Here is a 26,478-nt window from a genome sequence, read left to right as displayed (position 1 = left end):
TAAAATCCAAAAAATAAATTATGAAGAAGAAAATTTTATTCTAAGATTCATAAAAAACGAAAAAATCCTCTTTTACTATTTTTACTTCACCTTCGGGGCATTTTTTTACCTGACTCTTTTACCTTAAACCTGCACTTATTTCGTAGATTTTTGCAAGAAATTCTATATTCTGGACTGCGTTTTGTTCTATCCCCAACTCATATGGAGAAAAGCCTAGTGCTAGGCCCAGTAACTGAGAATAGTGAAGAACCGGAATTGAATAGTCCGTTCCGTATCTCTCATTGACTGCAAGCTGCCCCCTGTCAAATTGCAGGTGGCAGAAGGGGCATGCATTGACAATACAATCCACTCCTGCTTTCCGAATACACGCGAGTTTGTGCTCAAGCATCTCGAGGGATTCGGCAGCATGCCCTGAACGTACTCCCCCTCCTGCTCCGCAGCACATCATTTTGTCGGTATAATCTACGCTTTTTGCACCTGTAGCTTCAACAAGCTCATCAAAGAAAACAGGAGCATCCGTCTCTCCGAGTTTCCGGTCTCTAGAAGGTTTGATAAGATGGCATCCGTAGTGCAGTGCTACTTTAAGGTCAAGCGGGATTGTGACATACTCCTTGAGTCTCTCAGGTCCAAGTTCCTTATATAAAAACTCGACTATGTGCCTTACTTCGGCAGTACCCTGAAATTCCATACCGATCTCTTTAAGGCACCTGTTCGTGCACTCCCTCAGTTCAGGGCTCTTTTTCAGCTCTAAATTGGCATCTGCCAGGGAACCATAGCAGCCATTGCAAACTGTAAGGATATCCCTTTCCATCTTTTCCGAAAGAACGATATTCCGGCTGGCAAGGGCAAGCCAGGTTGCTTTATTAAAGGACTTGAAGACTCCGGGAGCGGGACAGCATGAGGCTCCTGGCAGGTCGGCTGCATCTATCTCAAGCTTTTGCAAGCAGAGCTTAGTTGCTTTCTCAATTCCCGGGTAACGATTGGGTACGATGCATCCAAGAAACAGCGATAGTTTTTCCATGTTCTGTCTCCTTATTTTTCAGCCGTCAACTCGTCAAATTTGCAGGCTTTGAGAAGATTCTTTACCTCCTGAAGGGCTTCAGGATATTTCTGGACCGTCTCAGGTATGGAATCGAGTCCTAGTTCTTCCCTCTTTTGCTTTGTCTCTTCATCCAGAGGAACTGCATGTCCGCACTCCATGACCATTTCCGATATCCGCCTGTGTTCGGGAAGCATAAAACCTTCTTTTACGGCAAGTCTCCTGAGCTCAAGAAGAGCATCGGTAATTGGTATATTGCGTGGGCAGCGCTCCTGGCAGGTATAGCAGGTGGTGCAGAGCCAGAGGGCATCATCGGAGAGGATTGCTGTCCTGTTCTTGCGTGCATCTCGAAGAATCCTTCGCGTATTAAGTCCGGTGTGCCGTCCAGAAGGACAACTCCCTGTGCATGTGCCACACTGCATGCAGGAAAGTAAGTCAAGCCCTGCAGCCTTCAATACTTTTGGCAATTCTTCACTCATACAGGTTCACTGTCTGATTTATTTAATTCGTCCTTTTTAGAAAAGAAAAGTAAGCAAAGATAATTGGATAAGAGAAATCTCTGAATCTGGAAGCCATTTCCTGAGCTTCATGCGAGGCAGGCTTTTCTCTGATATTTTTTTTGTAAGCCCTCTGTCAAATTCTCCATTGATCAGCTCTCTCTTACAGAGTTTCTTATGCTGATTATTACTCTCATAATATTTAATATAGACTAAATCCATTCGAATCAATATCAGGAACAACGAATTTATGTCAAGCCCGACAATTATGAGTTGCCAGTGTCAGTTTTTACTAATATCAATTAATGAACTTGATTTTACCAGTAATCTATCAATAAATTGTTTTTGCTGATAATCCTTAGTGAACCGTTTTTGCTGATAAATCCTTAGTGAACTGTTTTTGCTGATAAATCCTTAGTGAATTCTTTTTATACCTTCACGCAGAGGCTCTTATTTATAAAAACTGTAAAATCTCTGCGCTTTTAGATATATTATATTTACTATTATATAAAAATAAGTTTTCGAATGAATATTCATTTTCCGGATCCAGGCTCTTTGTTTAGACAACCTTTGCTCTATACCTTTCTTTATACCTATCAATGTTTACAGAGGTTTATCAGGAAAAGTTTATTCCCAGGTCTTTAAGCCGGTTGAGCCTTGCGAGATTTATCAGCAGGGGTGTAAGTGACTCCATGGTACTTGCCTGTTTAAGGGGGCCTCCGTCCAGAGGTTTCAGGCATCCCATATGCTCTGTAAGCTCCATAACCAGCTTCTTTGCTTCTGCATCGTCACTGCATACCAGCGCATGATGTACAGCCTTGCATTTGACAATATCCTTCAATTTTCCTGCCGGGATGTTGTGGAAGGCTGCAACAACCTTTGTAGAAGCCGGGACTTTTTTCTGAATTGTAAGAGCGGCTGAACCTTCTTCTGGAGGCTTATATACAAACATGTTCCCTTCCTTAACCATCGGAACTACAGGAGTGATAAGAACCTTGTTTTCAAGAGCTTCCTGAATTTCATTCAGTAGAGGCAAGACATGGTCAAAACGGATAGTAAGAATTATTATCTCGGCTGCCTGTGCAGCTTCAAGGTTACTGCTTCCTGTAATGTTAATTCCCGATGTGTCAAACCCGCAGTTCTCAAGTTCGGATAAGGCTTTTTTTGCAGCTTCATCGGCAGCTTCCCTGGATCTGGACCCTATGATTACATCGTTTTTTAGACCTTCAGCCATAAGGTTTTGAAGGGCCAGCCTGAGCACCATACCCTCTCCTATATTTCCCGTTCCTCCCAGGACAGCTATTTTTAATTTTTCAGAATTCAATTTGAACAAAACCTCCAGTTTGCTATGTATTCCATAAAATATGTCGGAGAGTAAATATACCTTCTGTCTTCAATGTGGTTTCATTACGTATCCGGTAGGAATTGTACCTGCTTATCCGCTACTAAGTTTACTCAAGCAGCAAAACCCCAATACATGCAGTTTTTTCAGGTTTGCAGAACTCAAGTACAAGCCCTGCCTTTTCCATTGCTTTATGGAGGTTTATTCCTACCGCTTCAGGCGCAAAACGCCTCAATTCCGGCTTTATGCACTTTTCAAGGTTACAGACATCACATTCGTTACAGGAGCCGGGTCTCAGGAGATGAGCAAAAGTGAAACCTTCTCTGAAAGCTTCATACTCAAGTTCCAGCATCTTATGGAAAGAATCCTTGCGAATTTCTCCCCAGGCTTCCAGAATATCTGGGATCTGTGAGGTATCGCGTTCATCGACAAGTAGAAGCGCACTGCTGTATTCCCCTATAATTTTTCTGAAATCCTCCACCGACATGACATGAGGAGGGCAGCTCAACCTCTTTCCATAACCCTTGCAGCCATACGCACACTTCAGAGCAATCCTGTTCTCAACCGGAACATCCCCTGCATCCACAAAATAAGCCTTGAGTCCCATTCCTGAAGCCTTTTCAACGAGATCCTCGAATTTTCCTAGCATGATAACCCCTTTTCAAAAAACCCTTTTTGTTTTACTTCTGTTTTACTTTTAATTTGTTTCCTTTCTAATTATTTTTTTCCATTCTTAGAAAGAACTGAGATTTCACGACTAAAAGAGTTATTTTTTTCTTTTAAAGAAATGGATCTGAAAATAAAAACTATCGTTGTCAGAAACAACAGTTCTCTTTATAGGAAATAATAAATCTGTGTGAGAACAGTATGAAATAAGATTTATTTTTATGATAAATAACAGTTATTATGCATATATCAATTATGTATATTTACTCAGGTTCTTGCTGGTAGGTTCTGTTATATTCACTACAATGAGTTACACTTCTATAATTAGCAAAGATAAGCTAGTAAAGGGATTCGCATGATTAAGAAAGTACCTTTAACCGAACTGAAAAACCGTATGGAAAATTTTAGAAAACGCATGGATATCTCAAATCCCGAATGGGAGATAGCTGTTGTCTTCAGTAAGATAAACCTTTATTATTTTACGGGTACGATGCAGGATGGAATGTTAATTATCCCCAGGCGCGGGGAAGCAACCTTATGGGCACGCCGCAGCTATGAAAAAGCCCTGGACGAATCCTTATTTCCCAATATAGAACCTATGAACAGCTTCCGTGATGCTGTAAAGAGTATAAGTGTACTTCCCAATACGGTGTACCTGGAAACCGAGATAATTCCTCTGGCTCTGTACCAGAGATTCCAGAAGTATTTCCCTTTTACGAATTTTAAGCCCGCAGATCCCCAGATTTGCGCTGTCAGAGCAATAAAAAGCGAATACGAGCTCTCCCTGACAAGAGAAGCCGGCAGGATTCACCAGCATGTGCTGGAAGATCTCGTACCTGATATGCTGCGCGAAGGAATGAGTGAAACGGACCTGGCAACCGAATTATTTTCAGTTATGGTCGAGGAAGGCCATGACGGATTGTGTCGGTTTGGAATGTTTGATACCGAGATGTTCCTGGGAAATGTCTGTTTCGGTGAAAGCTCAATTTATCCTTCTTACTTTAACGGCCCCGGCGGAAACTACGGAATGAGCCCTGCAGTTCCCCTCATTGGAAGCCGTGATAGGAAGCTTAGAAAAGGAGATCTGGTATTCATCGATGTCGGATGCGGGGTTGAAGGCTATAACACGGATAAAACGACAACCTACATGTTTGGCTCTTCCCTTCCACAAACTGCCATAGATGCTCATAATAAATGTGTAACCATACAGACCGAAGCTGCCTCAATGTTAAAACCCGGCGCAATTCCCTCGGAAATCTACACTACAATCATTAATAATCTTGATTCGGAATTCCTGCAAAATTTTATGGGTTTTGGCAACCGTAAAGTAAAATTCCTCGGGCATGGGGTCGGACTGCTAATTGATGAACTGCCTGTAATTGCAGAAGGTTTTGACGAACCTCTTCAGGAAGGAATGGTATTTGCCCTCGAACCTAAAAAAGGGATTGAAAATATCGGAATGGTGGGAATTGAGAATACATTTATAGTAACTGCTAAAGGTGGAGAATGCATTACAGGGTATAATCCTGGCTTGATCCCTGTATTTTAATTGCGAATCAAGCATCTAGGGAATCAAGCATCTAGAAGGTTCCTTACTAACGAATGATGGAGAAGCCACCTGTATATATAAAGTAGGAAGTTAAGTAATCAAAATACTATAAATGTGTATTCAAAGGAAGGTGATTTTTTTATCACCTTTCTTACTTTTAGGAGGCTTAAACATCAATTCTCAAAGAAAGTTAGTTAAGCCTTTGATAATCTCTTTTATAGTTATTTTTATCGTAGCTAGTCTTGAGATTATAGATATGTATGGGGCGTTTGGAACCTATGGGGAGAGGTTTGAGACCGTTGTTAGTCTACTTATTTTTCCTGTAACTCCAATTATTTATGGGTGGGTTGTAAAAGATAAGATCGGGGCAGCTATAGTTGGAGCAGTTCCAATTTTCCTTCTTTTGTTTTTCGGAAACTTATTTTTTGGGAATCTTATTTATATGGATAGTTTCAATCTCAGCCGGTTTTTGACTATTCTCATCTATGCTGTAAGTTTGGCAACTCTTGGCAGTTTAGCCGGATATTTTGCATCAAAGAGAGAATTTAAGTATCTTATTATTTCCATTTTTTTTGGAGTATTGTGGATTTCAGTTTTCTTAAGAGGGATCGACTGATCTCAAACTACCCATAAAGGAGATTCCATTTATTGGTTCTACGCTGGTAGTTACTATACCCGTGAGCGCGTCTTTAGCCCTGCCAAAAAAATGCATGGAATATTCAGGCAAAATTACCCAAGTGCAAAAGTCAAAATAGTAAAAATAGAATGAATGAAGATGAAGTTTAAAGCTTCATCTTTTAAGTTTCTGTAGTTTATTCCGGTTTTCTTGCCATCTTCTTCTTTGCAAGCTTTTCAATTATGCCGGTGCTGACTTCGCCACCAACGCTCAATTTCTTATTAGCAACTGCACTGTCAAGAAGGTGCTGTCCTACAAGTGTGCGGACGACAAGGGTGGTGTAGCCGTCAGGGCTTCCCACAGATCCGGCAGAAATATCGGCTTTAAGAGCGGTAAAGTCCGTACAGATGCCGCAGCCCGGGCGGATAGTGTCCTCAAGTTCTGTAAGTGGGATTACATACTGTGTCCCGTCATTTAAGGTAACTTCGAGCTTGCCCTTTACGTCAATACGGCAGACTTTCATGGGTTCGAGTGCGTACTCGCTTTTAAGCTTGCCTGCGATAAGTTTTTCATAGTCGAAACTTTCCGTGCAGAAAAGCCCGAAGACGAAACGGATGGATTTTTTGTATGGTTGCACAAGCTGGTGGTCGGTTTCAAGCATTTTGCGGACTGCCTGAACGACACAGGGAACTCCGACAACTGCAATGTTCCTGTACTTCCTGTTTACAACCGCTTCCTTGAGGGAAGAAACAAGAGGGACCCACCAGTTATAACGGCTTCCTGCCTGACCGATAAGGGCTTCACTTCTGGTTATTACCATGGAATGCGGCTTGAGGGTCCAGGGATCTTCCGTAACCGTAACCACAGCATCTACAAGACCTGTATCAAGGGCGTTTGCAAGGATTGCTGTGACCGCTCCCCCGCTCTGCTTTCTCGGGATCTCAAATTCGGCTTTTCCGGCAGTGATTTCCAGGTAGTCTCCGAGCAGGCTTGAGGGCTGTTCATCAAGCCTAGGGCAAACTTCGTAACAGGCTCCACAGGGAACACCGTCAACAGCGGCTTTACAGTAATTATTGCTCTTCGGGTGTGTAGAATCGCCGCCTGTCTCGAAGTACAGGGAATCAGCAGGGCAGACTGCAATGCAGGCCCCGCAGCCTGAGCAAAAGCCTTCGTCCCAGACTTCTGATTTGAGATCAAGGTAATTTTTGCTTATTGGTTTCTGTTCTGCCATCTCTCATCACTCCCAGACGTATTTGCTTGCAAAAGGCCGGCTGCTTGCAGGTCCGATCTTCGTGTAGCTGGTATCAAGAAACTTTGCGGGGTCATATCCAAAATGCTCGCAGAAGCTCTTTATAATCGGGGCAATGCGTTCAAGATCACTTTCAGTAAACTTGAACTTCTTGGCTCCTATTCCAAGCAGGTAATCGTCCACCTCTCCACGGATGATAATTTCCCCACCATGAATTCCGCTTCCGATGCCCCTGTCTGTCATCGCTTTGTCTTTACCGATGCCCAGTACGAGTACAAGGCCGCCTGCCATATATTCTCCGAGGAAGGAATGGGCTGTGCCTCCTACAACAAGTACAGGTCTTGCTTCCACATCGTACTGTTTCATGTGGATGCCGCCCCGGTAGCCAATGTTACATTTTATGAAAACTTTTCCTCCCCTCATACTGTGAGCAGCTGCATCTCCCGCACTTCCATGAATCACAAGCATTCCGCTGTCCATCGTGTTTCCGGGAGCATGCTCGGCATTCCCGTTTATAATACAGGTCGGCCCGCTCATAAACATTCCAAGGTCTCCGCCCGGAACTCCGTTAATTACGATTCGGACGTTTCCTCTTAACCCGTCGCCTATAAATCGCTGTCCGAGCACATTATCGAGTATGATTTCCTCTGCCCCGTCCGCAACTGCAGCCCGGATTTTCTGGTTCAGGGGAGTGTAATGCATGCCTTTTGCATCAATTCTTACCGTCTTCATCTCAATCAGGCCCCCGCTTGCAGTACGTCGAGAATTTTAAGCATTCCTTCGTCCAGCATATATCCGCGCAGGCGATCCCTATTACCACGCAGGCTTTCTATGCTGTTAATGCCTGCGGCGCCCATAAGTTCGCTGAGTTCGAGCGTCCAGCCCTTGATCAGATTTGCAACCTGGAATGCACCTCTTTCAGGGTCGAGCCTGTCCATGAGATGCGGTTCCTGGGTAGCAATGCCCCATGGGCAGAGGTTTCTGTAACAATTGCCACAGACCCTGCAGCCCATAGCAACAAGCGCAGCAGTACCAATATACACGGCGTCTGCACCGAGTGCAATTGATTTGGCAAGGTCTGCACTGCTTCTTATTCCACCGCTTGCAATGATTGAAATCTCGTTTCTTACGCCCTGTTCCCTGAGTTTCTGATCAACACTTGCGATTGCGACTTCAATTGGTATTCCCACATGGTCTCTGAAAACTTTAGGGGCTGCCCCGGTCCCGCCGCGGAACCCATCAATTACCACTGCGTCTGCAGAAGAGCGGGCAATGCCTGCAGCAATTGGAGCTACATTATGCACGGCTGCTATCTTTACAAAGACTGGCTTTTTCCATTCGGTTGCTTCTTTGAGACTGCGAATGAGCTGGACGAGGTCTTCAATACTATAAATGTCGTGGTGAGGAGCCGGGCTGATTGCATCACTGCCAAGCGGAATCATACGGGTTCTTGAAACTTCCTCGTTTACCTTCTCTCCAGGCAGGTGCCCTCCAATACCTGGTTTTGCGCCCTGTCCGATTTTTATTTCGATGGCTGCACCCCTCTCAAGGTAGTCGATATTAACTCCAAAACGGCCTGAAGCGACCTGAACAATCATACGGTCCTGGTAAGGGTAGAGTGCTTTGTGCAGTCCTCCTTCTCCTGTTCCCATGAAGGTTCCGGTCTCTTTCACTGCTCTTGCCATGCTAAGATGAGAGTTCAGGCTGATAGCTCCGAAGCTCATATGCCCTATCATGATCGGAGTGTCGAGCTTGAGATTCGGCGCCAGTTTTGTCTCCAGTTCTACGTCTCCGCTTTCGGTCTTCTTGAATTTTAGTTTGGATGGTTTCTTTCCTATGTAAGTCCTGAGTTCCATAGGTTCTCTCAGGGGGTCAATGCTCGGGTTCGTTACCTGGCAGGCATCAAGGAGAAGACGGTCATAAATAACAGGCAAATCCCTGGCGTTTCCCATTCCTGAAAGTATAATTTTTCCGCTGCGAGCCTGATTAATGATATCCTCTCTGACCTCTCTGGTCCAGAGGGGGTGGCTGCGGTAATCAATAGGTTTCTCTGTAAGTGTAATTGCGTCCCTCGGACACATGGCAACACAGCGAAGGCAGGCTGTACATTTCCTGGATTCTACCAGGATTCTGTCGCCTTCTCTCCTGTACACACCGTAAGAACAGTTTTCAATACAGCGCCCACAGTCCATACACTCGTCGCGATCAATACTTACTTTAAATTTTGGGGGTACACTTCCGAGTGTCATTCAATAAACCTCCCTACAATTGGTTCTCCTGCCCTGGGAGTGTATATGTTTTTAACTTCGGGGTCGAGAACCCTTATTGCGGCTTCTTCGCTGGAAATATAGAGCCTGTTTCCATTCTCACCAACTACAAGAGGGCGCAGTTTAATCCTGTCAGTAAAGCCGACAATACCGTTCTCTGTTCCGACTACGATCGCAAAGGGTCCGTTCATAAGGGCAGATCCATAGGTAAGGCGAACTGCCTTGTTCAATTCTGCCTCTTTTGCTGGCATCCTGTCGATATCGTCCCAGAAAGGCGGAGCTAGAGCCTTGACAATCATCTCATGTGAGAGTTCATGCTGTCTTCCAAGCAGGTCAAACAGATAGGCTACAACCTCGGTATCAGTAAACAGGGTGCACTTGTATCCGTATCCTTCAACATAGCGCTGGTTTGTACCATAAGAGGTAATTTCTCCATTATGTACTACTGACCAGTTAAGCAGGTTGAAAGGATGAGCTCCTCCCCACCAGCCCGGGGAATTTGTAGGATAGCGGTTATGGGCAAGCCAGATGTATCCTTTGTAGCTCTCAATTCTGTAGAAGTTTGCCACATCCTCGGGCCAGCCGGAAGCTTTGAAAACCCCCATATTTTTCCCTGAGGAAAAGATTGTAGCACCTTTCACATTGGCATTTACTTCCATGACTACATAAGTGACAACATCATTCTCAGAATCCATCCTTCCTGCCATCAGGTCTTCTGAGGGCTTGAAGAAATATCTCCATGGGATGTGCACTTTTTTTATGCCCGGCTGCGGGGTAGTTGGGATTTCCTCCTGGTGAACGATTTCCCCCCATTGTTCGAGGAGTTCATCTACCTTCCTTTTTGGTTCACCTAGATTGTCAAAGAAAACATGAAGAGCATAGTAATCTGCGTACTCTGGATAAATTCCATATGCAGCATAGCCCGCCCCGTCTCCACTACCTCTTTCATTCATAAGGCTTAGGGCGGCTTTTATGCTCGACCCGTCCATTCTGGACTTTGTTCGGTCTATAAAGCCTATTATTCCACACATTTTGATCACTCTGGAAATGGATAGGAATGAACGTAACGTCGTGTATTCATCAATAATTTCCTGGATTATTCATCAATAACTTTCTGGATTGTTCCGCGGCTCATTTTTGAGAAATAGTTCAAAAAACTTGCCAGCTGAAAAACTGGGTTTCAGAGGTAATTTTTATCGGTTTCCGCAATTTAATGAGTTCTAATTTTGACTAATTTGTCTCATCTAAATTATCTAATTACTGTGAGTGAATAGTAACGCTCCCAGATGTGGTTTTATTTCTTACACACATTGAGAGGGTCATCACTAAGGGAAGTAAGTAATTTAGTACCTATTTGACAATATATATATGTTTCTTTTCTCTGGTTAAACGTTTTTGAGAGGCACTGAGAAGCATGACCTTTTAATTTTCAAATTTCTTCCTTTTTTCTGCATTTACATTCCTGTCACTGGCTTTTTAACAGATTAATTCTCTTAGTCCTCTCATCTTAAGGATGTTAGTTTTATTTCCCGGCAGCATAATATGCTGGTAAATCTCTTTGAGAAAAAGTAATGCTATTGAAAAGTGGATTTACATAATGAAACCATTTTTATATTAATGTTCTTTTCGGACCTTAGCGATAAAGAAAGTATGAGAAGCTTCTTGTGAATGGATCTTACCGGTTGAATGGGGGAATTAGCCGGTTGAACGAGAAAATTCCTCCATAATCTACTGGACCGTTTTATTAAAATTGGGATACACCTCCGGAAGAGGTGAATCTTGTGAATGAATCTTTTTCAATTCTGTCTCACTGGATCTACTGGAATCTATGTGGGTTTCATGAGATCTGATATGCTTACAACATATGCAGATATTTCTCAAGTTCCCAGGGGTGTACCATTTTTTTGTATTCGTCCCATTCAATCTCTTTTGCACAGAGGTAGTGGCTGAAAACATGCTCTCCGAGAACTTCCCTTACGAATTTGCTACCTCTCATTTCATCAATTGCTCCTTTGAGGTCTGCAGGCAAGGAATGGATACCCCTTTCCTCTCGCTCTTTTTCCGTGAGATGGAAAATGTTCACGTTAGTTTGCTCTCCCGGATCGATCTTGTTTTTTATACCGTCAAGTCCAGCTCTGAGCATCAGGGAGAAGGCAAGATATGGATTACAGGCCGGGTCCGGACATCTCAGTTCCACTCTCGTCCCATTGCCACGGGTAGCAGGAATACGAATCAGGGAACTTCTGTTCTTTGCAGACCAGGTGATGTAAACCGGTGCTTCATATCCGGGTACAATTCTCTTATAGGAGTTGACAACCGGATTTGTAACGGCTGCAAATTCTTTGATATGCTTCAATAGGCCTCCAATGTAATACATTGCTTCCTGAGAAAGCTGGCTTGGAGTGTCCGGATCATAGAACACATTCTTGCCATCCCTGAAGAGGGATTGGTTGGTGTGCATCCCTGAACCGTTTACCCCGAAGAGAGGCTTTGGCATAAAAGTGGCATAATACCCTTTGTGATACGCAATTGATTTTACGACATATTTAAAGGTTACAACATTGTCTGCAGTACTGAGCACGTCCCCGAACCTGAAATCAATCTCATGCTGGGAAGGTGCGACTTCGTGATGGGAGGTTTCAATCTGGAAGCCCATATGTTCGAGAGCATAGTCAATATCTCTGCGTACATCCTGTGCACGGTCAAGAGGTGCGAAATCGAAGTATCCTCCCTGGTCCGTAAGCTCTGTGGTCGGATTTCCATTTGCATCAAGTTTAAAGAGGAAAAATTCCAGCTCAGGACCTACATTCATTGAGTACCCCATTTTCTCGGCCTCTGCAATTGCGCTTTTAAGAACGTATCTGGGGTCTCCTTTAAACGGCTGTCCGTCAGGAAGATACACATCACCAAGTATCCTGGCTACTGCGCCGGTTGCAGGTCTCCATGGAAGGATCCTGAAAGTGGACGGGTCAAGCAGAAGTTTCATGTCTGATTCTTCAATCCTTGTAAAGCCCTGGATCGAAGACCCGTCAAACATTACCCCGTTTTCGAAAGCTTCTTCCAGCTGTTCGACAGGGATTGCCCAGCTTTTAATGATGCCGAGTGTATCCGTAAACTGGGTCCGGATAAACTTCACGTCTCTTTCAATTACAGCCTCTATTACATCTTCTTTGGTTGTACACTTTTTTATCTGCACCATTTGATTTCCACCCTTTACCAGGCATTAGGTAGTCTTTTACCTATGTTCTGATATTTATATTTTTCTCATATCGCTGTAAAATTTTAAACTGTTATTCTATCGAGAAGATTAAGTTATTTTTGATACGCACATATGCCTTATTTCACTTTGTTGAGTATATTTTCTAATTTAATGTACATAAAACTCATTAATGCTAATCTCAAAAGGAAATAATTCTAAACCCGTTTGAGTTTTTCTCTTAGACGGGGCGTTTGTATAAAATCTGTAACAAAAGGCGAAAGTTTAAAGCTTTTTTGAATCCTAGTATTAATAAGGGTTGGAGTACAGAATAATTTCCGGTATGATATTGTATGGTTCGGGGAGTCAATCTTTTCAAACTTCTGGTTTCTATTTTGCTCTGCCAGCTTGCAGGTGCAATAGGCTCAGTATTTACAGCTTCATCTCTTGAGAACTGGTATCTTTTACTGGAAAAGCCGACTTTCAACCCTCCATCCTGGGTCTTCTTTCCTGTATGGGTTACGCTCTATACACTAATGGGAATCTCATTTTACCTTGTCTGGGAGAAGGGGTTTCAGAAGGAAGGGGTCAAAATGGCACTGCTTATTTTCGGCGTTCAGTTAGGCCTTAATACCCTCTGGTCTTTTCTTTTCTTTGGGCTAAAATCACCTTTCTATGCTTTTGTCGAGATTATTTTGCTCTGGCTTGCGATCTGTCTGACAATCCTGAAATTCAGGGAAATTTCAAAACTCGCTTCTTATTTACTGTTCCCATATCTCCTGTGGGTTAGCTTCGCTATGCTGCTTAACTATTATCTCTGGATTCTGAATTCGTGACCGGGGTTTTGAAACTCTTTATTGGGTTTCTGAGCTATTCAAAACTGTCTTTTGTCCGGCCTTTTCTATTTACCGAATCCCCCACCTTTCAGAGTTAGATCCTTGATAAGGTTCTTGAATGAAATTAATTGACAAAAAAGCTTAAAGAAAGTCTGCCTAGAGGCCCAGGATAACCTTCGTTTTTCACAGTATTGTTAGTATAAATATTCGTTTATTATTTGTTACAGAGCTCCACAGCCGCAACTTCTTCCAAGAAGGGTCGATATCCGATGTTTCAGATGATGAATGTCATCTTCGGACATATTCTGAAGCTCTTTTTTATGCTGTTTTTCGATATGGTCAAGTATAGCATTTTCAACTTCTTCCAGTTCGTTGCCAGCAGCCATAAAATTACACTTGAACCCCAGATCACTGCATTTTATTATTTTCATAGTGTCTCCTCTACGCAAGCAAAACTCAATAAAAATGATCTTTATTAATTCAGATAAAATATAATAAAGATTAATAAGATATAAACTTAAGTTTTTTAGATCTCTTCCGATGAGTGTTATTTCTTATACTGCGTTACAGGATAGGAATATATCTTGCACAAGTAAAACGCTCTTTGTAGGGGACTCTGATAGTAAGCATTCCCTTATTGTTGACTGCTGTTGCTTTTTCGGGATCTACGGGACCATCTAGAAAGAAAGATCCCAGATACTCCACGGTTGTACTGAATGCTTTAAGATAAAAGCTGTTTTCATGCATCATAAGTGTTATATTTTCACTTTCTACATCGGGAAGTTCGACTTCCAGAGTAAGAAGCTGGCGTTTGTCATCGTGATACATTGCTAGTATCGGAGTTTTCAATATTCTGGGTACGGCACTGTCCATAGCACTCTCTCCCCCTAAGAATTTACCATGAAATTACTAATTGCTTTTCTTAATCGATTTTTACATCCACGGCTTTCTCAAAAGGCTGTTGATAAGGTACTTTTTACTTTAAGTACGCCATTTGAGTAATTAGCAGCCGCTTTTTCCGGGTCTTCCAGGCAGCAGACGGTGGTAGCTGTCTGCATACTCAACCCTTTCTTTGGTAGCTTTTATGTGGAAGCCATTTTCGGTAATTTTAAAGGTAATATTTTTCTTCTCTACCCCGAAGAATCACTTCAATTTGCAGGTTCTCAAATTGATTGTCAGGATATGCACGGACAATCGGTGAAAGTCGCAAGTTTTCTGCCATTCTCTCCCCCAAAATAACATCGCCGATTAACGTATTTATATGTATCTTCCCCAAAGTTTGAATCCTATGTCTTACTATATATGCTGAGATCCGGCATGCATAGGCTCGGGGTGTTCAATTTACTTAAAAATTAACTTTTAAGATAACATACTTATTAAAATTTCTCTATATCGTCTATTTAATTACACATTATATTATAAATTTAATATAATTTATTATTTAAACCATACAATTATTAATTTGATCTGCACAGAATATTCTCTTTGTATCTGGAATACCTATTGTCGGAGTATTTAAATCAAATAACCTGGCAGAATGTAATTTGGGATAGAAGATGTTTATACGTAGAAGAGGACGTCAATTCTTAAAATAGACAATTAATTTATATAGTGAGAAGTCTTTTTCTTTAGGTGGGAGTAATATTAAAGTTAAAGCTTCAATTATTTTCTAAAGATATTTGGTTCTAGTTTAGTTAACGCTCGTTTCGAGGCAGGTACCACAATATAAAGATATCTTTCTTATGTTTTCTATTTTCTTAAATATAACTTGGATAGGAAAGGAATTTTAAAAAAACAAAAGGGGGAAGTTATTGGGGATATATTTTAGTAAGTATGATTGTATTAAACGATCTATCTAGCTTTTTAGAAGTATCTAAACGAAAAACAAGAAGCTTCTTAGAGATTAGTTTAGAATCTTTATTTCCTATTTATATAAACCATCTGAGACATAACTACTTGTGTAAAACTATTAAGATATTTATCCAAACTCAATAGTCTCAACAAACTACTTGCTACATCCATACCCATTAAAGATTGGGGTCTAGTAATGGGTTTAATGGATCTAATATAAGTGATAGGAGTGATCCGATACGGTAGAGGGAAGGGGTTGATCTACGAATGACCGGAAATGTCATAGAAGTAAATAATCTTGAACATTCATATGGCTCTTTAAAAGCTGTTGACAATATCAGTTTCACTGTAAAGCAGGGGGAAATTTTCTCATTTCTTGGTCCAAATGGGGCGGGCAAGAGTACTGTAATTAATATTCTTACTACATTGAAGAAACTCCAGAAAGGAGAAGCCAGAGTCAACGGGTATGATGTTGCAAAAGACTCGAAATCCGTAAGACGATCAATAGGCATTGTTTTTCAAATGCTTTGCCTTGATCATGAGATGACCGTATCTGAGAATCTTGAGTATCACGGCAGGATTTATTCCATGCCAAAAAAAGAAAGAAAAGAACGCATCGACGAACTCTTAAAACTGACTGATCTGGAGAGTAAAAGGAATACCCTGGCAAAAGATTTGAGCGGCGGTATGAAGCGAAGGCTTGAGCTTGCACGAGGTCTGATGACAAGACCTGCAGTCCTTTTCCTTGATGAGCCAACCGTAGGTTTCGATATCCAGACAAGGATGAGAATGTGGGAGTACCTTAGAGAGATTAAAAGAGAAGGCACTACCATATTTCTGACAACCCATTATATGGAAGAAGCGGATCAACTGAGCGATAGAATAAGCATAATTGATCACGGAAAAATAATCGTAACTGGAAACTCAGATGAATTAAAGAATACACTTGGTAAAGACCTCATTTATCTCGAAACCAGTAATAATAAAACCGCTGCAGAAATTTTGAGGTCACTAAGGTCGGTTAAAAGTGTAACAGAAGATACGAAATCCCTGAGAATCCTTATAGGAGAGGACGTTACTCATGTGCTTCCTCAAATTATGGAGAAAATCCGGGGAGAAGGGATAGATATCACAACCGTAAATATCAAAAAACCCTCAATGGATGATGTTTTTGTCCATTACACAGGGCATGAGTTAAGGGAAGGCGATGATAAAGAAAAGCCGCAAGGAAAGGAAACTGCGGGGGTTTCGGAATGAATTTTGAATTTCGTGCCATATACTGGAGAGAGATGCTGAAATTCTTTAGATTTAAATCGGTGCTTTTCAGTTCACTGATCCAGCCTGTGATGTGGCTAGCATTTTTCGGGCTTGCTATGTCTGACAGTTTTGACAAATTAACTTCACTTGTTCCAAACGAAGCCGGTGTTCCCGTAGTTGATTATCTTTCGTATATGGGGGCAGGGATAATTGCAATGGATGTGTTATTCAGCAGTCTGTTTGGAGGCACCACCCTTATGTTTGATAAAAAATTTAGTCTCTTGAGGGAAACTCTTGCAAGTCCGGTTCCCAGATTTCATATTATTCTCGGGATTGGACTTTCGGGTGTAACTAAGGCCTTTATCCAGACTTTCATAATAATAGGATTCGGGAAACTTATAGGAATGGATTTCTTTGAGGGATTTACTCTCGCCCAAACTATTACTGCAATCCTGGGTATTATGCTACTGGTGGCAGTCTTTACTCTTGGATTCCTTTTCCTGTCAGGGTCTATTGCAATTACCATTGAAAATCCTGAAGGGATGCAATCAATCCTCACCCTGCTTAGCATGCCCCTTTTCTTCATAAGTAACGCCCTTTATCCTATCGAGTCGTTTCCTGATATCCTCAAGCTTCTCTCGATGTTTAACCCGCTAACCCTACTGGCAGATGGAATCCGTTATTTTGCTCTAGGAACTAATTTCTCTGTAATGGGGAATCACTACGTTTATACTACAGCTGATATCGCTTTTTCTTTCATGGGCCTCATTTTCTTTGCCCTTACAATGCTATCTGCTGCTATGTGGAGGTTTAATAAGGTGGACATATAAGCATACTCGCTTTCCATTTTTCATCCTTTAATATATGAGATTGCCTGCCAAACAGGCAATTTTATTCCCTATTTTAAGTGCGAGTTCACAATCCTGATTTCATAATTCAAGAAAAAGTTTAAGGCGCCTAATTAAAAATATGTACAGGTCTTCTATTTTTTTTCCTAATAGTCCAGGATTTCTCATTTGTTTATTCCAGTTAATACACAACTGAATTCTAAGAGTAACAATTAGATTTTGTGAATTATTTTTCTCTATAGGGGCTTAAGCTTTACTCTCTTCCAAACCGGATATTAGAAGGATCAGGTAGGCCTGGCAACTCTTTCCAGGTTAGGAACTTCAAGCTTTACTATTTTATTCCTCTGAAGCGTGAATAAGCATGATCCTTGTAAAAGGCTATATGCGGAAGATATTTATCCCTGTGTAATTTAAGCCAGGCACTCATTTTCACCACAATTATTTTCACTTCCTTTAGAACTGGACCGCATTAAAAATTTCCAGTAAAGTTCTAAGAGTTCTTTAAACATAAAGAAAACAAGCCTTTTCATGCTCTACGTATTGTACTAAACGCGTTCCTGCTAGAAAGGAAGTATCAGGATACTTAAAAGAGGAAGCCTGTTAGAATTTTACATGTTCACATTGCCTTATCTGTGTATTGTTCATAAGTATAAATTAGTGGCTTTATATAGGTCCCTCTAAACTCAACTCTCGGGTTAATTCTCGAGCTAAATTTAACCTTGAAGTATAAAGGTCCCATTCTGAAGAAAAGCCAGAATGCTTTTACCTGACACCAACCTCTAAATATAAATCCTCTTTAGCTCTAAAAATTCAAATAAAGATCATTTTATAAAATTAGGCTTTTCTCTCTTCAAAAGTTATTCTTCTTTTTTATTCTTCTTTATTCCTTATCATTTATTGATCTATTTTCAAGAACTTCCCGTATTTCAGTTCTTAGTCGGCATTGTCCTCTACCTGATCATAACGAACAAGAGGAAAACTGATAAAAATCTATTCGACTGGACTGTTATGATTTAACTGTAATGTTTGTTCGATTATACTTGCAGTAGTATTTCTAGAAAAGATTTGAATTCAGCTATTTATGCTTAAGAAAACCTATTATTTCCACTGTAAAAAATTCATACAGGCCACACTGTTGCCTGAGCATGCAGTCTGAGCCTGTAATGTATATCATTTAAAGTGGTAGTCGACTGGTAAACATCTGACACTTATATCATCTGAGGAATCTTCCAAAGCCGCCAAAACCCTGGCCGCCAAAATATATCATCTTAAACCTTATTACTTGTATGAGTATGGTGACTTTTGTATAACTTATATAGTAAAACATTGTAATTCCCTCCATAGTGAAATTTTATTTTTTCTCGTTTAGATTTATAGCTTCTGCTAACCAAATTCAGTTCTCTAATCCCTCGGATAGAATTCGCTTTCGCCAAACCCCCTTAGATATCCTTTTTTATACTATACTCCCAAGTTATACTCCCAGAACCTATTTTTGGGATTGAAGGTAAGTATAAACAATCTTGGAGACTCCTGGCTAAAAGACCAAAGGATCTTAAAGCACCTTAAATCATATACTTAGGTTATTGAAATCCAAGTTAGTCTAATTTACAAAATCTCAGTTTATTAAAGAAACAAGATTCAGAACTAGACTCACACAGGATCATCAATATTAAGGTATACTCTTAATTTACATATAATGTGGAGAATAACAACTCCTTACAAATAATAGTCTTTTAGTATTTGGAAACAGAATCTAACATAAGCTAACAGAAGCTTTTGCTGCAATCTTATATTTGGATGGACAGACCTCTCGATTCTCTACATTCTATTTTGATTACTCTGGAGTGAATATCCTCGTAGAAAACTATAACCTTTAAAAAATATTATATTTTCCCGATTCTAAAGTTTTCAGTATCAATTTTAAATTTTACGAGGTTTGTTTTTCTTATATTTCCAAAAGTATGTCCGACATGGTAGAGATCTCATAGAGACATTAAAAAGAGTAAATATCAGCAAAATAAAAAGGAGGTAAAAAAGTGGCAGTATTATATTTCTTTTATAAGGACGAAGTTGCCTGAAGGGCTGGCAACTTCGTATCTTTTCGTTAGTACCGTTGCTTAATCAAAGCTTATAATAGAATTTCAACGTTTCAGCTTGGAAGTAACTGTTGACCTGCGAGTAGAAAATTTCGAAGATCATTTTAATCCCTCCACTCAATTCTGCGTTTTGTTTATCCTCCGTTATACTCTAGTCTTCTACAATTGGGAAGTATAAGCTTTGCAGTCCTTCCCTGCAGGAACATTTTAACTATGCGTATTTATAAGCAGTAGAAGAATTTGAAGCACTCCGCCTGGAAGTACTTTACAATATTTGAATATTCGAAACTGAAAATCATTTTAATCCCTCACCCTTTTCCTGATTGTTCGTCCCCGTTATACGCAGGTTTCTGCAATTGCGTTTATAAGGACCTCGCTCACCTTGCAGAACCCTTCTATCTACAGCTTGCTTAGAAGCAGTAGAAGAATTTGAAGCATTCTGTCTGGAAGTACTGTGTAATCTTTGAATATTCGAAACTGAAAATCATTTTAAATCCCTCACTCTTTTCCTGATTGTTCGTCCCCGTTATACCACGGCCTTCTGCACCGAGGTTACAATAATATTGTTCATACCGGTGCAGAGGCCTTTTTCTTACAGCTTGCTTAGAAGCAGTAGAAGAATTTGAAGCATTCCGCCTGGAAGTACTGTGTAATCTTTGAATATTCGAAACTGAAAATCATTTTAAATCCCTCACTCTTTTCCTGATTGTTCGTCCCCGTTATACCACGGCCTTCTGTACCGAGGTTACAATAATATTGTTCATACCGGTGCAGAGGTCTTTTTCTTACAGCTTGCTTAGAAGCAGTAGAAGAATTTGAAGCACTCCGCCTGGAAGTACTTTATAATATTTGAATATTCGAAACTGAAGATCATTTTAAATCCCTCACTTTTTCCTGGTTTTGTTTATCCCCCGTTATACCCTGGTCTTCTGCAGTCTGGATAAGACCTTATGGTTCTCCCTGCAGAAACACATCTTGCACTTCCGCTTAGAAAAAGCAGAAATTGCCTAAATCGAATACGAAGTTGAAGTTAGTCATGAATGCGAACATCTGACTAAAGTTAAATGCAAAGACCATATCTATTCCCCCCTTTGTTTTACATTTTTATATCAATGTTTGCGTACTGCTAAATGGTACCTTTTTCACAGCCCCTGTCAGCACTTATTAATATTCTATGATGCATTTTCTATTAATTCGAGATCTACCGTTCAAAACTTTAACCAACAGTGACTGTATATAGCTATATATACCAAATTATATAAGCTCGGTAGAATTTCATCTCCTTATGAAAAATAGTTTCTAAATGTTTAGAGTAAGGTTCCCTTATACAGATATATATTTTTTAACCTATTTAATGTTTAAAAGTCCCTAATTTATTCTCCACCTTGATCTAAATATTTTACTGTGTCTCAAGATTAAATGAAAAAATTTTTAAAAATGATTGGTTTAGTCGTTTTGAACCCGTCAGTGGTTTTCTAATATATGTGCATATAGATACATTATTAATTTATGAAGGTTACTTCTGGAGAATGTTCGTAAATTTTCTGTAAAAGGTCTTTCACCTCATGAAAGAATTACAGCTATCTGTTTTCACAGCCTATATTTTAGCTGACTCTAGTTTTCGTATTTTTTGGTAAAGATTCATTATTTATAATGATAAGTTATTTAAAAAAGTCCAGAGGGTAATTCGAGAAACATCTTCTGATAACCAATTAATATCCATGATTTTTAATTTACAAAACAATATCTATATGCCTTCAAACTGGGTCTTTGGGCGAAAATTAATAAAGCATAAGTTAAAATGGACTGTCTTACATAATGAGTAAAAACATTGAGATTATTCAATGTAATTCTTCTATCACATTTTAGTAACTTTGGGACAGGGGGACGTGTATATTAACAAAAATAATTTGCCTGAGGACAGACTTCCTATTGTCGAAGTCTCCAATGTCAGGAAAACCTATATACTTGGGAGTATGGAGATTCCCGTTCTCTCAGATGTAAATCTTAAAATTGAACAAGGAGAATTTCTGGCTATCATGGGCCCATCAGGCTCTGGAAAAAGTACTCTTGTGAACCTTATAGGCTGCCTTGACAGGCCTACTCAAGGACAGGTTCTTGTAAGGGGAAAGGATCTAAATAGGATGTCAGATCAAGAGCTCGCCCATCTTCGGGGGCTCGAAATAGGTTTTATTTTTCAAACTTTCAATCTTGTTCCGCGCCTGACTGCACTTGAAAATATCTTGCTTCCTACCTTTGCTAATTCGAGAACCAATATCGATCCAAAGAGACGTGCAAAGGAACTTCTTAAAATTATGGGACTGCATGACCGCATGCATCACAAACCAGGGGAACTTTCAGGAGGGCAATCCCAGCGGGTCTCAATTGCACGTGCACTTATTAACGACCCTGCAATCCTTCTGGCAGATGAGCCGACCGGAAACCTTGACTCCAGAACAGGAGCCGAAATCCTTCGAATATTTATGGATTTGAATACGGAAGGTAGAACAGTAGTAATCGTTACACACGACCCTGAAATTGCAAAATACGCTGATAGAGTTATCCTTGTAAAGGATGGAATAATTCAATACAATTGAAGGTGGAAATACATGCAAATAATTAAAAAGAACACTATCGCAGCTTTTTTTTCGTTGCTCTTAATCTCCTCAATTTTTGCAGCTCCTGCCTCTGCAGCTGTTGGGGGAGCCAACCTGAAAGTTACAATAGTCGAAACAAATCCCTATCCTGCAAAAATAGGAGAATATCTGACTCTAACCGTTCAGTTGGAAAACATCGGAGGAGACAAAGCTGAGAATGTTGACATCGAAATCGTACCTCAATATCCTTTCTCTCTTGATTCCCAGGCAAATGCTCTGAAGAACGTCGGAGTTCTCAATCCTGGCAGGACTGCTACAAAAGAGTTTCATCTTTTTGTAGATAAAAACGCACAGAAAGGAGTGCGCTCTATTGATATCCGGACAAAGACGGATAAAGACAGTCCCTGGAGTGAGAAAAGCTTTGACATACGAATAGGCACTGAAACATTTAACAGTAAAGGCACGGTTGAGCTTAAGGAAGTTATTTCGGAGCCCAGAGTTTTCATGCCCGGGGACAGGGGGACCATTACTGTAACTCTTACGAACACAGCAACTACTCCAACTGTCACCATTGATGGGAGTGACTTTGATACCAATGCCCGAATCCAGGCTGCGGTCTTAAGACCTTTATCTGACGGAATAGTTGTGCTTGACGCTCCCTACGAGGATATGGGTCTTCTGGGGCCTGGAGACAGCATCAGGCTGACCTTCAATGTTAGGGTTGCAGAGGAGGCTACAGAAGGAACTCATAACCTTGAACTTGCAATCGAGGGCAACTCCTTTGATTACAACAGCAGAAAGAATATTCCTCTCAAGGTCGATTCCTCGAACATAAGAGTGATCCCCTCAAAAGAACTTACAATGGTCGATGGAAAAGCTACAATTGAGTTCGATGTGGCAAATACCCACCCTAACGAATTCAATTCGGTAAGCATAAAACCAGAAGCCGAAGGTATGAGATTCTACCCTGCAGAATACTTCATAGGGCCAATGAATCCGGATGAACTCTTTACTATTGAATTCAATGCGGTAGCAGACGATTCGTGGAGTCCTGGCAGGGAGGAGGGTAAAAATATGAGCCTTACTGCAAACTATAATAATGGAATTAACAGACATGCAAATACTGTAGGCAACCTGAACTTCACCAGTGCTTCGGGATCTACGGAATCTAATCCAACAGCCGTACTGGCAGGCGGACTTCTTATAGTCTCTGTTCCTGCTGCTTTCTTGTTCTACAAGAAAAGAAAACAATAAACCTAAAACTTGTGAACTGACATCATATTTGTGGGGTAGAATATGATAAAATTTGGACAGGCAGCCCGTATAGCATCCGGGAGTATAGGAAGTGCTAAGCTAAGGTCTGCACTCACCACACTGGGAATAGTAATTGGCATAGCTGCCGTTGTTGTAAATGCATCCCTTGGTGCCAGCTTTAATCAGTTTTTTACTGATGAGATCTCTTCAGTAGGCTCCAATTTTATTATTGCAGCCAGCGAGCAGCCAAACATTTTCTTTGAAAACGAGTACAATCTTATGAAGAATACTCCGGGAATTACAGGCGTATCTCCCAGAAAAACGATGAGCGGGGATCTCATATATCTCTCAGAGACTAAAAATGTGAATATTGCAGGAGTTAACAAGGATTTTCAGAAAATTCAGGGCCTGCAAATGGAAGGGGGTACTTTCCTGACGGATAAAGATAGCGCATCTGCTGTTCTTGGGTATGATATTGCAAACGACAAGTTCAGTAAGAATATCTCCCACAGGAGTACTGTAGAGATCGCTTTCCGACAGGAAAATGGTACAATTGTGACAAAAAGTTTTAAGGTAAAAGGCATACTGAAAGATTCCGAGCCAACGGTTGTAAGTCAAGACAGTGACTACGATTTGACAGTTTTCATTCCCATTTCTACTATGAACGAAATGATCGGGGAAAAGGACTATGGAGCTTTCCTTGCAATGGCGGACAGTCCTGAAAAAGTTCGTGATATTTCAGATGACGTAGATAGCAGATTTGCCCGGAATTTCGGAGTTCCGGAAAGAGACATTGATAATGAGGATGTAAAACCTTATTACGTCTTTAACCAGGAAGAAGTTCTTGAGCAAACAGGAAAAATAGGAGATGCTTTGAATTCTTTCCTGCTGGCTCTTGCCCTTATCTCTCTTTTTGTGGGCTCAATAGGAATTATGAATATTATGCTTGTGACCGTAACTGAAAGAACCAGGGAAATCGGGATAATGAAATCTGTAGGTTACAGCAATTCCAATATTCTATCCCTTTTCTTGCTTGAATCCATAATGGTCAGCTTCTTTGGGGGAATTGTAGGCACTGCAATAGGCGGTCTGGGGGCTTACGCTCTTGAGAGTGCTCTTAAACTTCCTCCTGTCTTTCCCTTAAAGTTGATCGAAATCGGAATTGCGATTTCTATCCTGGTGGGAGTAACTGCTGGCCTATATCCTGCAAGAAAAGCTGCACGCATGAATCCTGTGGACGCTCTGAGATATGAATAATATCTATCCCTTGAGTAGGGCTGCTCTGTCTGGAGAATAGCCCTTTTCTTTTTCAACCCTATCTTCCTGACAAACCCAATAAGGCACGGGTTGGCTATACAAAACTTCCAGGTAACTTCTTTACATCATAGGTAATTCAGGTGCAAGAACTCAAATTTCACCGAATTACAGGAAGTTATTATTACATAGGTTTCCAGAGACTGCCTGTTTTTCTGGCAATTCAGTCTCATATCATGGGAGTCCGAAGCTATCAAAGTATAGAAGATATACAGAACTTGGATGAAGAGCCCGAATTAAGAGAATAACTTTATGTGCGTCACTGGAAAAGTAATATCTCTGATATCAAAAATAATTCTTTCTCCAGGGTTCTGGCTCTTTAGATGCTGAAAAATTGTTCTATTGCCTGATATTCAAAGCTCGAAACTCAGAATAGGCTATATTATATAGGTACTAAGATACGTATGAATTAATCAGAACATCCAAAAAACATAGGAGTAGACATGGAAACGAAGATATCCATTGAAGACGTTTCTGCTCCCGGAGACTTAATATTGGAGACGGGAACCGAAAATTCCAGGCTTGAAGGAAAACTGCCCTCGGAAAAAGATCTGGCTACTTCAAGTGAAGAGCAGTTTAAATGTGAGCTGCGCCGTTCTGGAGATCTGCAGAACGGTAAAACACAATTGACAGCAGCTTCTGTTATTGAAGTGATTGATGTTAAAAAGAGTTATATACTTGGAGATATGGAGGTTCCGATTCTCCATGATATTAACCTGAAAGTCCGGGAGGGAGAATTCCTTGCCATTATGGGACCTTCTGGTTCAGGGAAAAGCACACTTATGAATCTTATAGGTTTTCTTGATAGACCTACAGAAGGAAAAATCATAATTAAAGGACTTGACATCAATAAATTATCTGACAGGGAAGTTGCCAGGCTCAGAGGATTAGAGATCGGTTTTATTTTCCAGACATTTAACCTGATCCCCAGGCTTACAGCTCTTGAAAATGTCGAACTTCCTACCTATGCTAACTCCAGGAGTGGGGTCGATACTCACGAAAGAGCAAAGGAGTTACTTAGACTCGTGGGACTGGGGGATAGAATGCGTCACAGGCCGGGTGAGCTTTCAGGCGGACAATCCCAGAGAGTCGCTATCGCCAGAGCTCTCGTCAACGATCCCGCAATCCTTCTTGCAGATGAGCCGACCGGAAATCTGGACTCGAAAACAGGCTGTGAGATTCTAAATATGTTTAGAAAACTCAATGAAGATGGCAGAACCATTGTAATGATTACCCATGATCCGGAAATTGCAGGGTACGCTGACAGGATAGTACTCGTAAAGGATGGGATAATTCAGAATAATAAGGAATAATCCTGGTATTCAGATTTCAAACTCAGGCTAATCGGGGTGAAATTAGAATGATAAAAACCAAAAATTCACTTCTCTCTCTTATATTATCTTTACTTTTGGTTTCCTCAATTTTTGCAGCTCCTGCTTCTGCAGCTGTTGGGGGAGCCAACCTGAAAGTTACAATAGTTGAAACAAATCCCTATCCTGCAAAAATAGGAGAATATCTGAATCTGACCGTTCAGTTGGAAAACATCGGAGGAGACAAAGCTGAGAATGTTGACATCGAAATCGTACCTCAATATCCTTTCTCTCTTGATTCCCAGGCAAATGCTCTGAAGAACGTCGGAGTTCTCAATCCTGGCAGGACTGCTACAAAGGAATTTTACCTGTTTGTAGATAAAAACGCACAGAAAGGAGTGCGCTCTATTGATATCCGGACAAAGACGGATAAAGACAGTCCCTGGAGTGAGAAAAGCTTTGACATACGAATAGGCACTGAAACATTTGACAGTAAAGGTACGGTTGAGCTTAAGGAAGTTATTTCGGAACCCGAGGTTTTCATGCCCGGGGACAGGGGGACTATCACTGTAACTCTTACGAACACTGCAACTACTCCAACTGTCACTATTGATGGGAGTGACTTTGATACCAATGCCCGAATCCAGGCTGCGGTCTTAAGACCTTTATCTGACGGAATAGTTGTGCTTGACGC

General features: G+C 40.9%; 21 protein-coding genes and 1 pseudogene. 10 read left to right on the top strand and 12 right to left on the bottom strand.

The window, feature by feature from the left end; all coding sequences use genetic code 11:
• Nucleotides 1–118: 118 nt before the first annotated feature.
• The 4 genes from hdrB to EQO05_RS12760 all read right to left on the bottom strand — a co-directional run bounded on the left by hdrB (nucleotide 119) and on the right by EQO05_RS12760 (nucleotide 3,527).
• On the bottom strand, nucleotides 119–1,021 hold the full coding sequence (gene hdrB, locus EQO05_RS12775; protein WP_128507108.1) for a CoB--CoM heterodisulfide reductase subunit B: 903 nt from the start codon (nucleotides 1,019–1,021) through the stop codon (nucleotides 119–121).
• Nucleotides 1,022–1,032: 11 nt separating this feature from the next.
• Nucleotides 1,033–1,518 carry a CoB--CoM heterodisulfide reductase subunit C gene (gene hdrC, locus EQO05_RS12770; RefSeq protein ID WP_128507107.1) on the bottom strand — a complete coding sequence of 162 codons (486 nt, stop codon included), beginning with the start codon at nucleotides 1,516–1,518 and terminating at the stop codon, nucleotides 1,033–1,035.
• Nucleotides 1,519–2,152: 634 nt separating this feature from the next.
• Nucleotides 2,153–2,860: an NADPH-dependent F420 reductase gene (gene npdG, locus EQO05_RS12765; RefSeq protein WP_128507105.1), complete on the bottom strand. Its 708-nt coding sequence runs from the start codon at nucleotides 2,858–2,860 to the stop codon at nucleotides 2,153–2,155.
• 127 nt (nucleotides 2,861–2,987) lie between these two features.
• Nucleotides 2,988–3,527 carry a DUF2284 domain-containing protein gene (locus EQO05_RS12760; protein WP_128507103.1) on the bottom strand — a complete coding sequence of 180 codons (540 nt, stop codon included), beginning with the start codon at nucleotides 3,525–3,527 and terminating at the stop codon, nucleotides 2,988–2,990.
• A gap of 372 nt (nucleotides 3,528–3,899) precedes the next feature.
• Between EQO05_RS12760 and EQO05_RS12755 the strand changes: the two genes are divergently transcribed.
• Nucleotides 3,900–5,093: a Xaa-Pro peptidase family protein gene (locus EQO05_RS12755; RefSeq protein WP_128507101.1), complete on the top strand. Its 1,194-nt coding sequence runs from the start codon at nucleotides 3,900–3,902 to the stop codon at nucleotides 5,091–5,093.
• A gap of 256 nt (nucleotides 5,094–5,349) precedes the next feature.
• Nucleotides 5,350–5,709, top strand: coding sequence for a hypothetical protein (locus EQO05_RS12750; protein ID WP_240664664.1), 360 nt, complete (start codon nucleotides 5,350–5,352; stop codon nucleotides 5,707–5,709).
• A gap of 196 nt (nucleotides 5,710–5,905) precedes the next feature.
• On the opposite strand, the gene EQO05_RS12745 is transcribed toward EQO05_RS12750, so the two are convergent.
• The 5 genes from EQO05_RS12745 to glnA all read right to left on the bottom strand — a co-directional run bounded on the left by EQO05_RS12745 (nucleotide 5,906) and on the right by glnA (nucleotide 12,424).
• Entirely contained in the window at nucleotides 5,906–6,940 is a 1,035-nt protein-coding gene (locus EQO05_RS12745) for a Coenzyme F420 hydrogenase/dehydrogenase, beta subunit C-terminal domain (RefSeq protein WP_128507099.1), read from the bottom strand.
• A gap of 6 nt (nucleotides 6,941–6,946) precedes the next feature.
• Nucleotides 6,947–7,690 (bottom strand): hypothetical protein, encoded by a 744-nt coding sequence (locus EQO05_RS12740; protein WP_128507097.1) that lies wholly within the window; start codon nucleotides 7,688–7,690, stop codon nucleotides 6,947–6,949.
• A gap of 5 nt (nucleotides 7,691–7,695) precedes the next feature.
• Complete coding sequence (locus tag EQO05_RS12735) at nucleotides 7,696–9,207, bottom strand: glutamate synthase-related protein (RefSeq protein ID WP_128507095.1); 1,512 nt, start codon at nucleotides 9,205–9,207, stop codon at nucleotides 7,696–7,698.
• Complete coding sequence (locus EQO05_RS12730; RefSeq protein WP_128507093.1) at nucleotides 9,204–10,256, bottom strand: glutamine amidotransferase family protein; 1,053 nt, start codon at nucleotides 10,254–10,256, stop codon at nucleotides 9,204–9,206. Before EQO05_RS12730 ends, EQO05_RS12735 begins: the two co-directional genes overlap by 4 nt.
• A gap of 824 nt (nucleotides 10,257–11,080) precedes the next feature.
• Nucleotides 11,081–12,424: a type I glutamate--ammonia ligase gene (gene glnA, locus EQO05_RS12725; protein ID WP_128507091.1), complete on the bottom strand. Its 1,344-nt coding sequence runs from the start codon at nucleotides 12,422–12,424 to the stop codon at nucleotides 11,081–11,083.
• A 350-nt stretch (nucleotides 12,425–12,774) separates the two neighbouring features.
• Here glnA and EQO05_RS12720 point away from each other — a divergent pair, with 350 nt between their 5' ends.
• Nucleotides 12,775–13,257, top strand: coding sequence for a TspO/MBR family protein (locus EQO05_RS12720; protein ID WP_128507089.1), 483 nt, complete (start codon nucleotides 12,775–12,777; stop codon nucleotides 13,255–13,257).
• Between the two features lie 221 nt (nucleotides 13,258–13,478).
• Here EQO05_RS12720 and EQO05_RS12715 read toward each other — a convergent pair whose 3' ends face one another.
• From EQO05_RS12715 to EQO05_RS16020, 3 genes are all read right to left on the bottom strand, one after another.
• Nucleotides 13,479–13,688 (bottom strand): DUF1059 domain-containing protein, encoded by a 210-nt coding sequence (locus EQO05_RS12715; protein WP_128507087.1) that lies wholly within the window; start codon nucleotides 13,686–13,688, stop codon nucleotides 13,479–13,481.
• Between the two features lie 133 nt (nucleotides 13,689–13,821).
• Complete coding sequence (locus EQO05_RS12710; protein WP_128507085.1) at nucleotides 13,822–14,130, bottom strand: Hsp20/alpha crystallin family protein; 309 nt, start codon at nucleotides 14,128–14,130, stop codon at nucleotides 13,822–13,824.
• Nucleotides 14,131–14,207: 77 nt separating this feature from the next.
• A complete protein-coding gene (locus EQO05_RS16020; protein ID WP_240664662.1) occupies nucleotides 14,208–14,315 on the bottom strand; it encodes an Hsp20/alpha crystallin family protein in 108 nt (35 codons plus the stop codon).
• A 1,060-nt stretch (nucleotides 14,316–15,375) separates the two neighbouring features.
• Here EQO05_RS16020 and EQO05_RS12700 point away from each other — a divergent pair.
• From EQO05_RS12700 to EQO05_RS12670, 7 genes and pseudogenes are all read left to right on the top strand, one after another.
• Nucleotides 15,376–16,365, top strand: a complete 990-nt coding sequence (locus tag EQO05_RS12700) for an ATP-binding cassette domain-containing protein (protein WP_128507083.1) — start codon at nucleotides 15,376–15,378, stop codon at nucleotides 16,363–16,365.
• Complete coding sequence (locus EQO05_RS12695) at nucleotides 16,362–17,195, top strand: ABC transporter permease (RefSeq protein ID WP_128507082.1); 834 nt, start codon at nucleotides 16,362–16,364, stop codon at nucleotides 17,193–17,195. The genes EQO05_RS12700 and EQO05_RS12695 overlap by 4 nt, the downstream gene beginning before the upstream one ends.
• Nucleotides 17,196–21,198: 4,003 nt before the next feature.
• Nucleotides 21,199–21,906 carry an ABC transporter ATP-binding protein gene (locus EQO05_RS12690; protein ID WP_128507080.1) on the top strand — a complete coding sequence of 236 codons (708 nt, stop codon included), beginning with the start codon at nucleotides 21,199–21,201 and terminating at the stop codon, nucleotides 21,904–21,906.
• 12 nt (nucleotides 21,907–21,918) lie between these two features.
• Nucleotides 21,919–23,160 (top strand): COG1361 S-layer family protein, encoded by a 1,242-nt coding sequence (locus tag EQO05_RS12685; RefSeq protein WP_128507078.1) that lies wholly within the window; start codon nucleotides 21,919–21,921, stop codon nucleotides 23,158–23,160.
• Between the two features lie 42 nt (nucleotides 23,161–23,202).
• Nucleotides 23,203–24,417 carry an ABC transporter permease gene (locus EQO05_RS12680; RefSeq protein WP_128507076.1) on the top strand — a complete coding sequence of 405 codons (1,215 nt, stop codon included), beginning with the start codon at nucleotides 23,203–23,205 and terminating at the stop codon, nucleotides 24,415–24,417.
• A gap of 500 nt (nucleotides 24,418–24,917) precedes the next feature.
• Complete coding sequence (locus EQO05_RS12675) at nucleotides 24,918–25,787, top strand: ABC transporter ATP-binding protein (protein WP_128507074.1); 870 nt, start codon at nucleotides 24,918–24,920, stop codon at nucleotides 25,785–25,787.
• 47 nt (nucleotides 25,788–25,834) lie between these two features.
• Nucleotides 25,835–26,478 (top strand): annotated as a pseudogene (locus EQO05_RS12670) (hypothetical protein); the annotation flags it as partial.

Origin of the sequence: Methanosarcina sp. MSH10X1 (genome assembly GCF_004099695.1) — an archaeon.
In the GTDB taxonomy this organism is placed as follows: domain Archaea; phylum Halobacteriota; class Methanosarcinia; order Methanosarcinales; family Methanosarcinaceae; genus Methanosarcina.
The sequence above is the reverse complement of the archived record's forward strand: the minus strand, read 5'-3'. Positions and strand labels throughout refer to the sequence as shown.

Coding starts and splice junctions, on each gene's coding strand:
- EQO05_RS12685 (WP_128507078.1), top strand. CDS start 21,919: ATGCAAATAATTAAAAAGAACACTATCGCAGCTTTTTTTTCGTTGCTC.
- EQO05_RS12680 (WP_128507076.1), top strand. CDS start 23,203: ATGATAAAATTTGGACAGGCAGCCCGTATAGCATCCGGGAGTATAGGA.
- EQO05_RS12745 (WP_128507099.1), bottom strand. CDS start 6,940: ATGGCAGAACAGAAACCAATAAGCAAAAATTACCTTGATCTCAAATCA.
- EQO05_RS12715 (WP_128507087.1), bottom strand. CDS start 13,688: ATGAAAATAATAAAATGCAGTGATCTGGGGTTCAAGTGTAATTTTATG.
- EQO05_RS12755 (WP_128507101.1), top strand. CDS start 3,900: ATGATTAAGAAAGTACCTTTAACCGAACTGAAAAACCGTATGGAAAAT.
- EQO05_RS16020 (WP_240664662.1), bottom strand. CDS start 14,315: ATGCAGACAGCTACCACCGTCTGCTGCCTGGAAGACCCGGAAAAAGCG.
- EQO05_RS12675 (WP_128507074.1), top strand. CDS start 24,918: ATGGAAACGAAGATATCCATTGAAGACGTTTCTGCTCCCGGAGACTTA.
- EQO05_RS12720 (WP_128507089.1), top strand. CDS start 12,775: ATGGTTCGGGGAGTCAATCTTTTCAAACTTCTGGTTTCTATTTTGCTC.
- EQO05_RS12700 (WP_128507083.1), top strand. CDS start 15,376: ATGACCGGAAATGTCATAGAAGTAAATAATCTTGAACATTCATATGGC.
- EQO05_RS12750 (WP_240664664.1), top strand. CDS start 5,350: ATGTATGGGGCGTTTGGAACCTATGGGGAGAGGTTTGAGACCGTTGTT.
- hdrC (WP_128507107.1), bottom strand. CDS start 1,518: ATGAGTGAAGAATTGCCAAAAGTATTGAAGGCTGCAGGGCTTGACTTA.
- glnA (WP_128507091.1), bottom strand. CDS start 12,424: ATGGTGCAGATAAAAAAGTGTACAACCAAAGAAGATGTAATAGAGGCT.
- EQO05_RS12760 (WP_128507103.1), bottom strand. CDS start 3,527: ATGCTAGGAAAATTCGAGGATCTCGTTGAAAAGGCTTCAGGAATGGGA.
- EQO05_RS12695 (WP_128507082.1), top strand. CDS start 16,362: ATGAATTTTGAATTTCGTGCCATATACTGGAGAGAGATGCTGAAATTC.
- hdrB (WP_128507108.1), bottom strand. CDS start 1,021: ATGGAAAAACTATCGCTGTTTCTTGGATGCATCGTACCCAATCGTTAC.
- EQO05_RS12730 (WP_128507093.1), bottom strand. CDS start 10,256: ATGTGTGGAATAATAGGCTTTATAGACCGAACAAAGTCCAGAATGGAC.
- EQO05_RS12740 (WP_128507097.1), bottom strand. CDS start 7,690: ATGAAGACGGTAAGAATTGATGCAAAAGGCATGCATTACACTCCCCTG.
- EQO05_RS12735 (WP_128507095.1), bottom strand. CDS start 9,207: ATGACACTCGGAAGTGTACCCCCAAAATTTAAAGTAAGTATTGATCGC.
- EQO05_RS12710 (WP_128507085.1), bottom strand. CDS start 14,130: ATGGACAGTGCCGTACCCAGAATATTGAAAACTCCGATACTAGCAATG.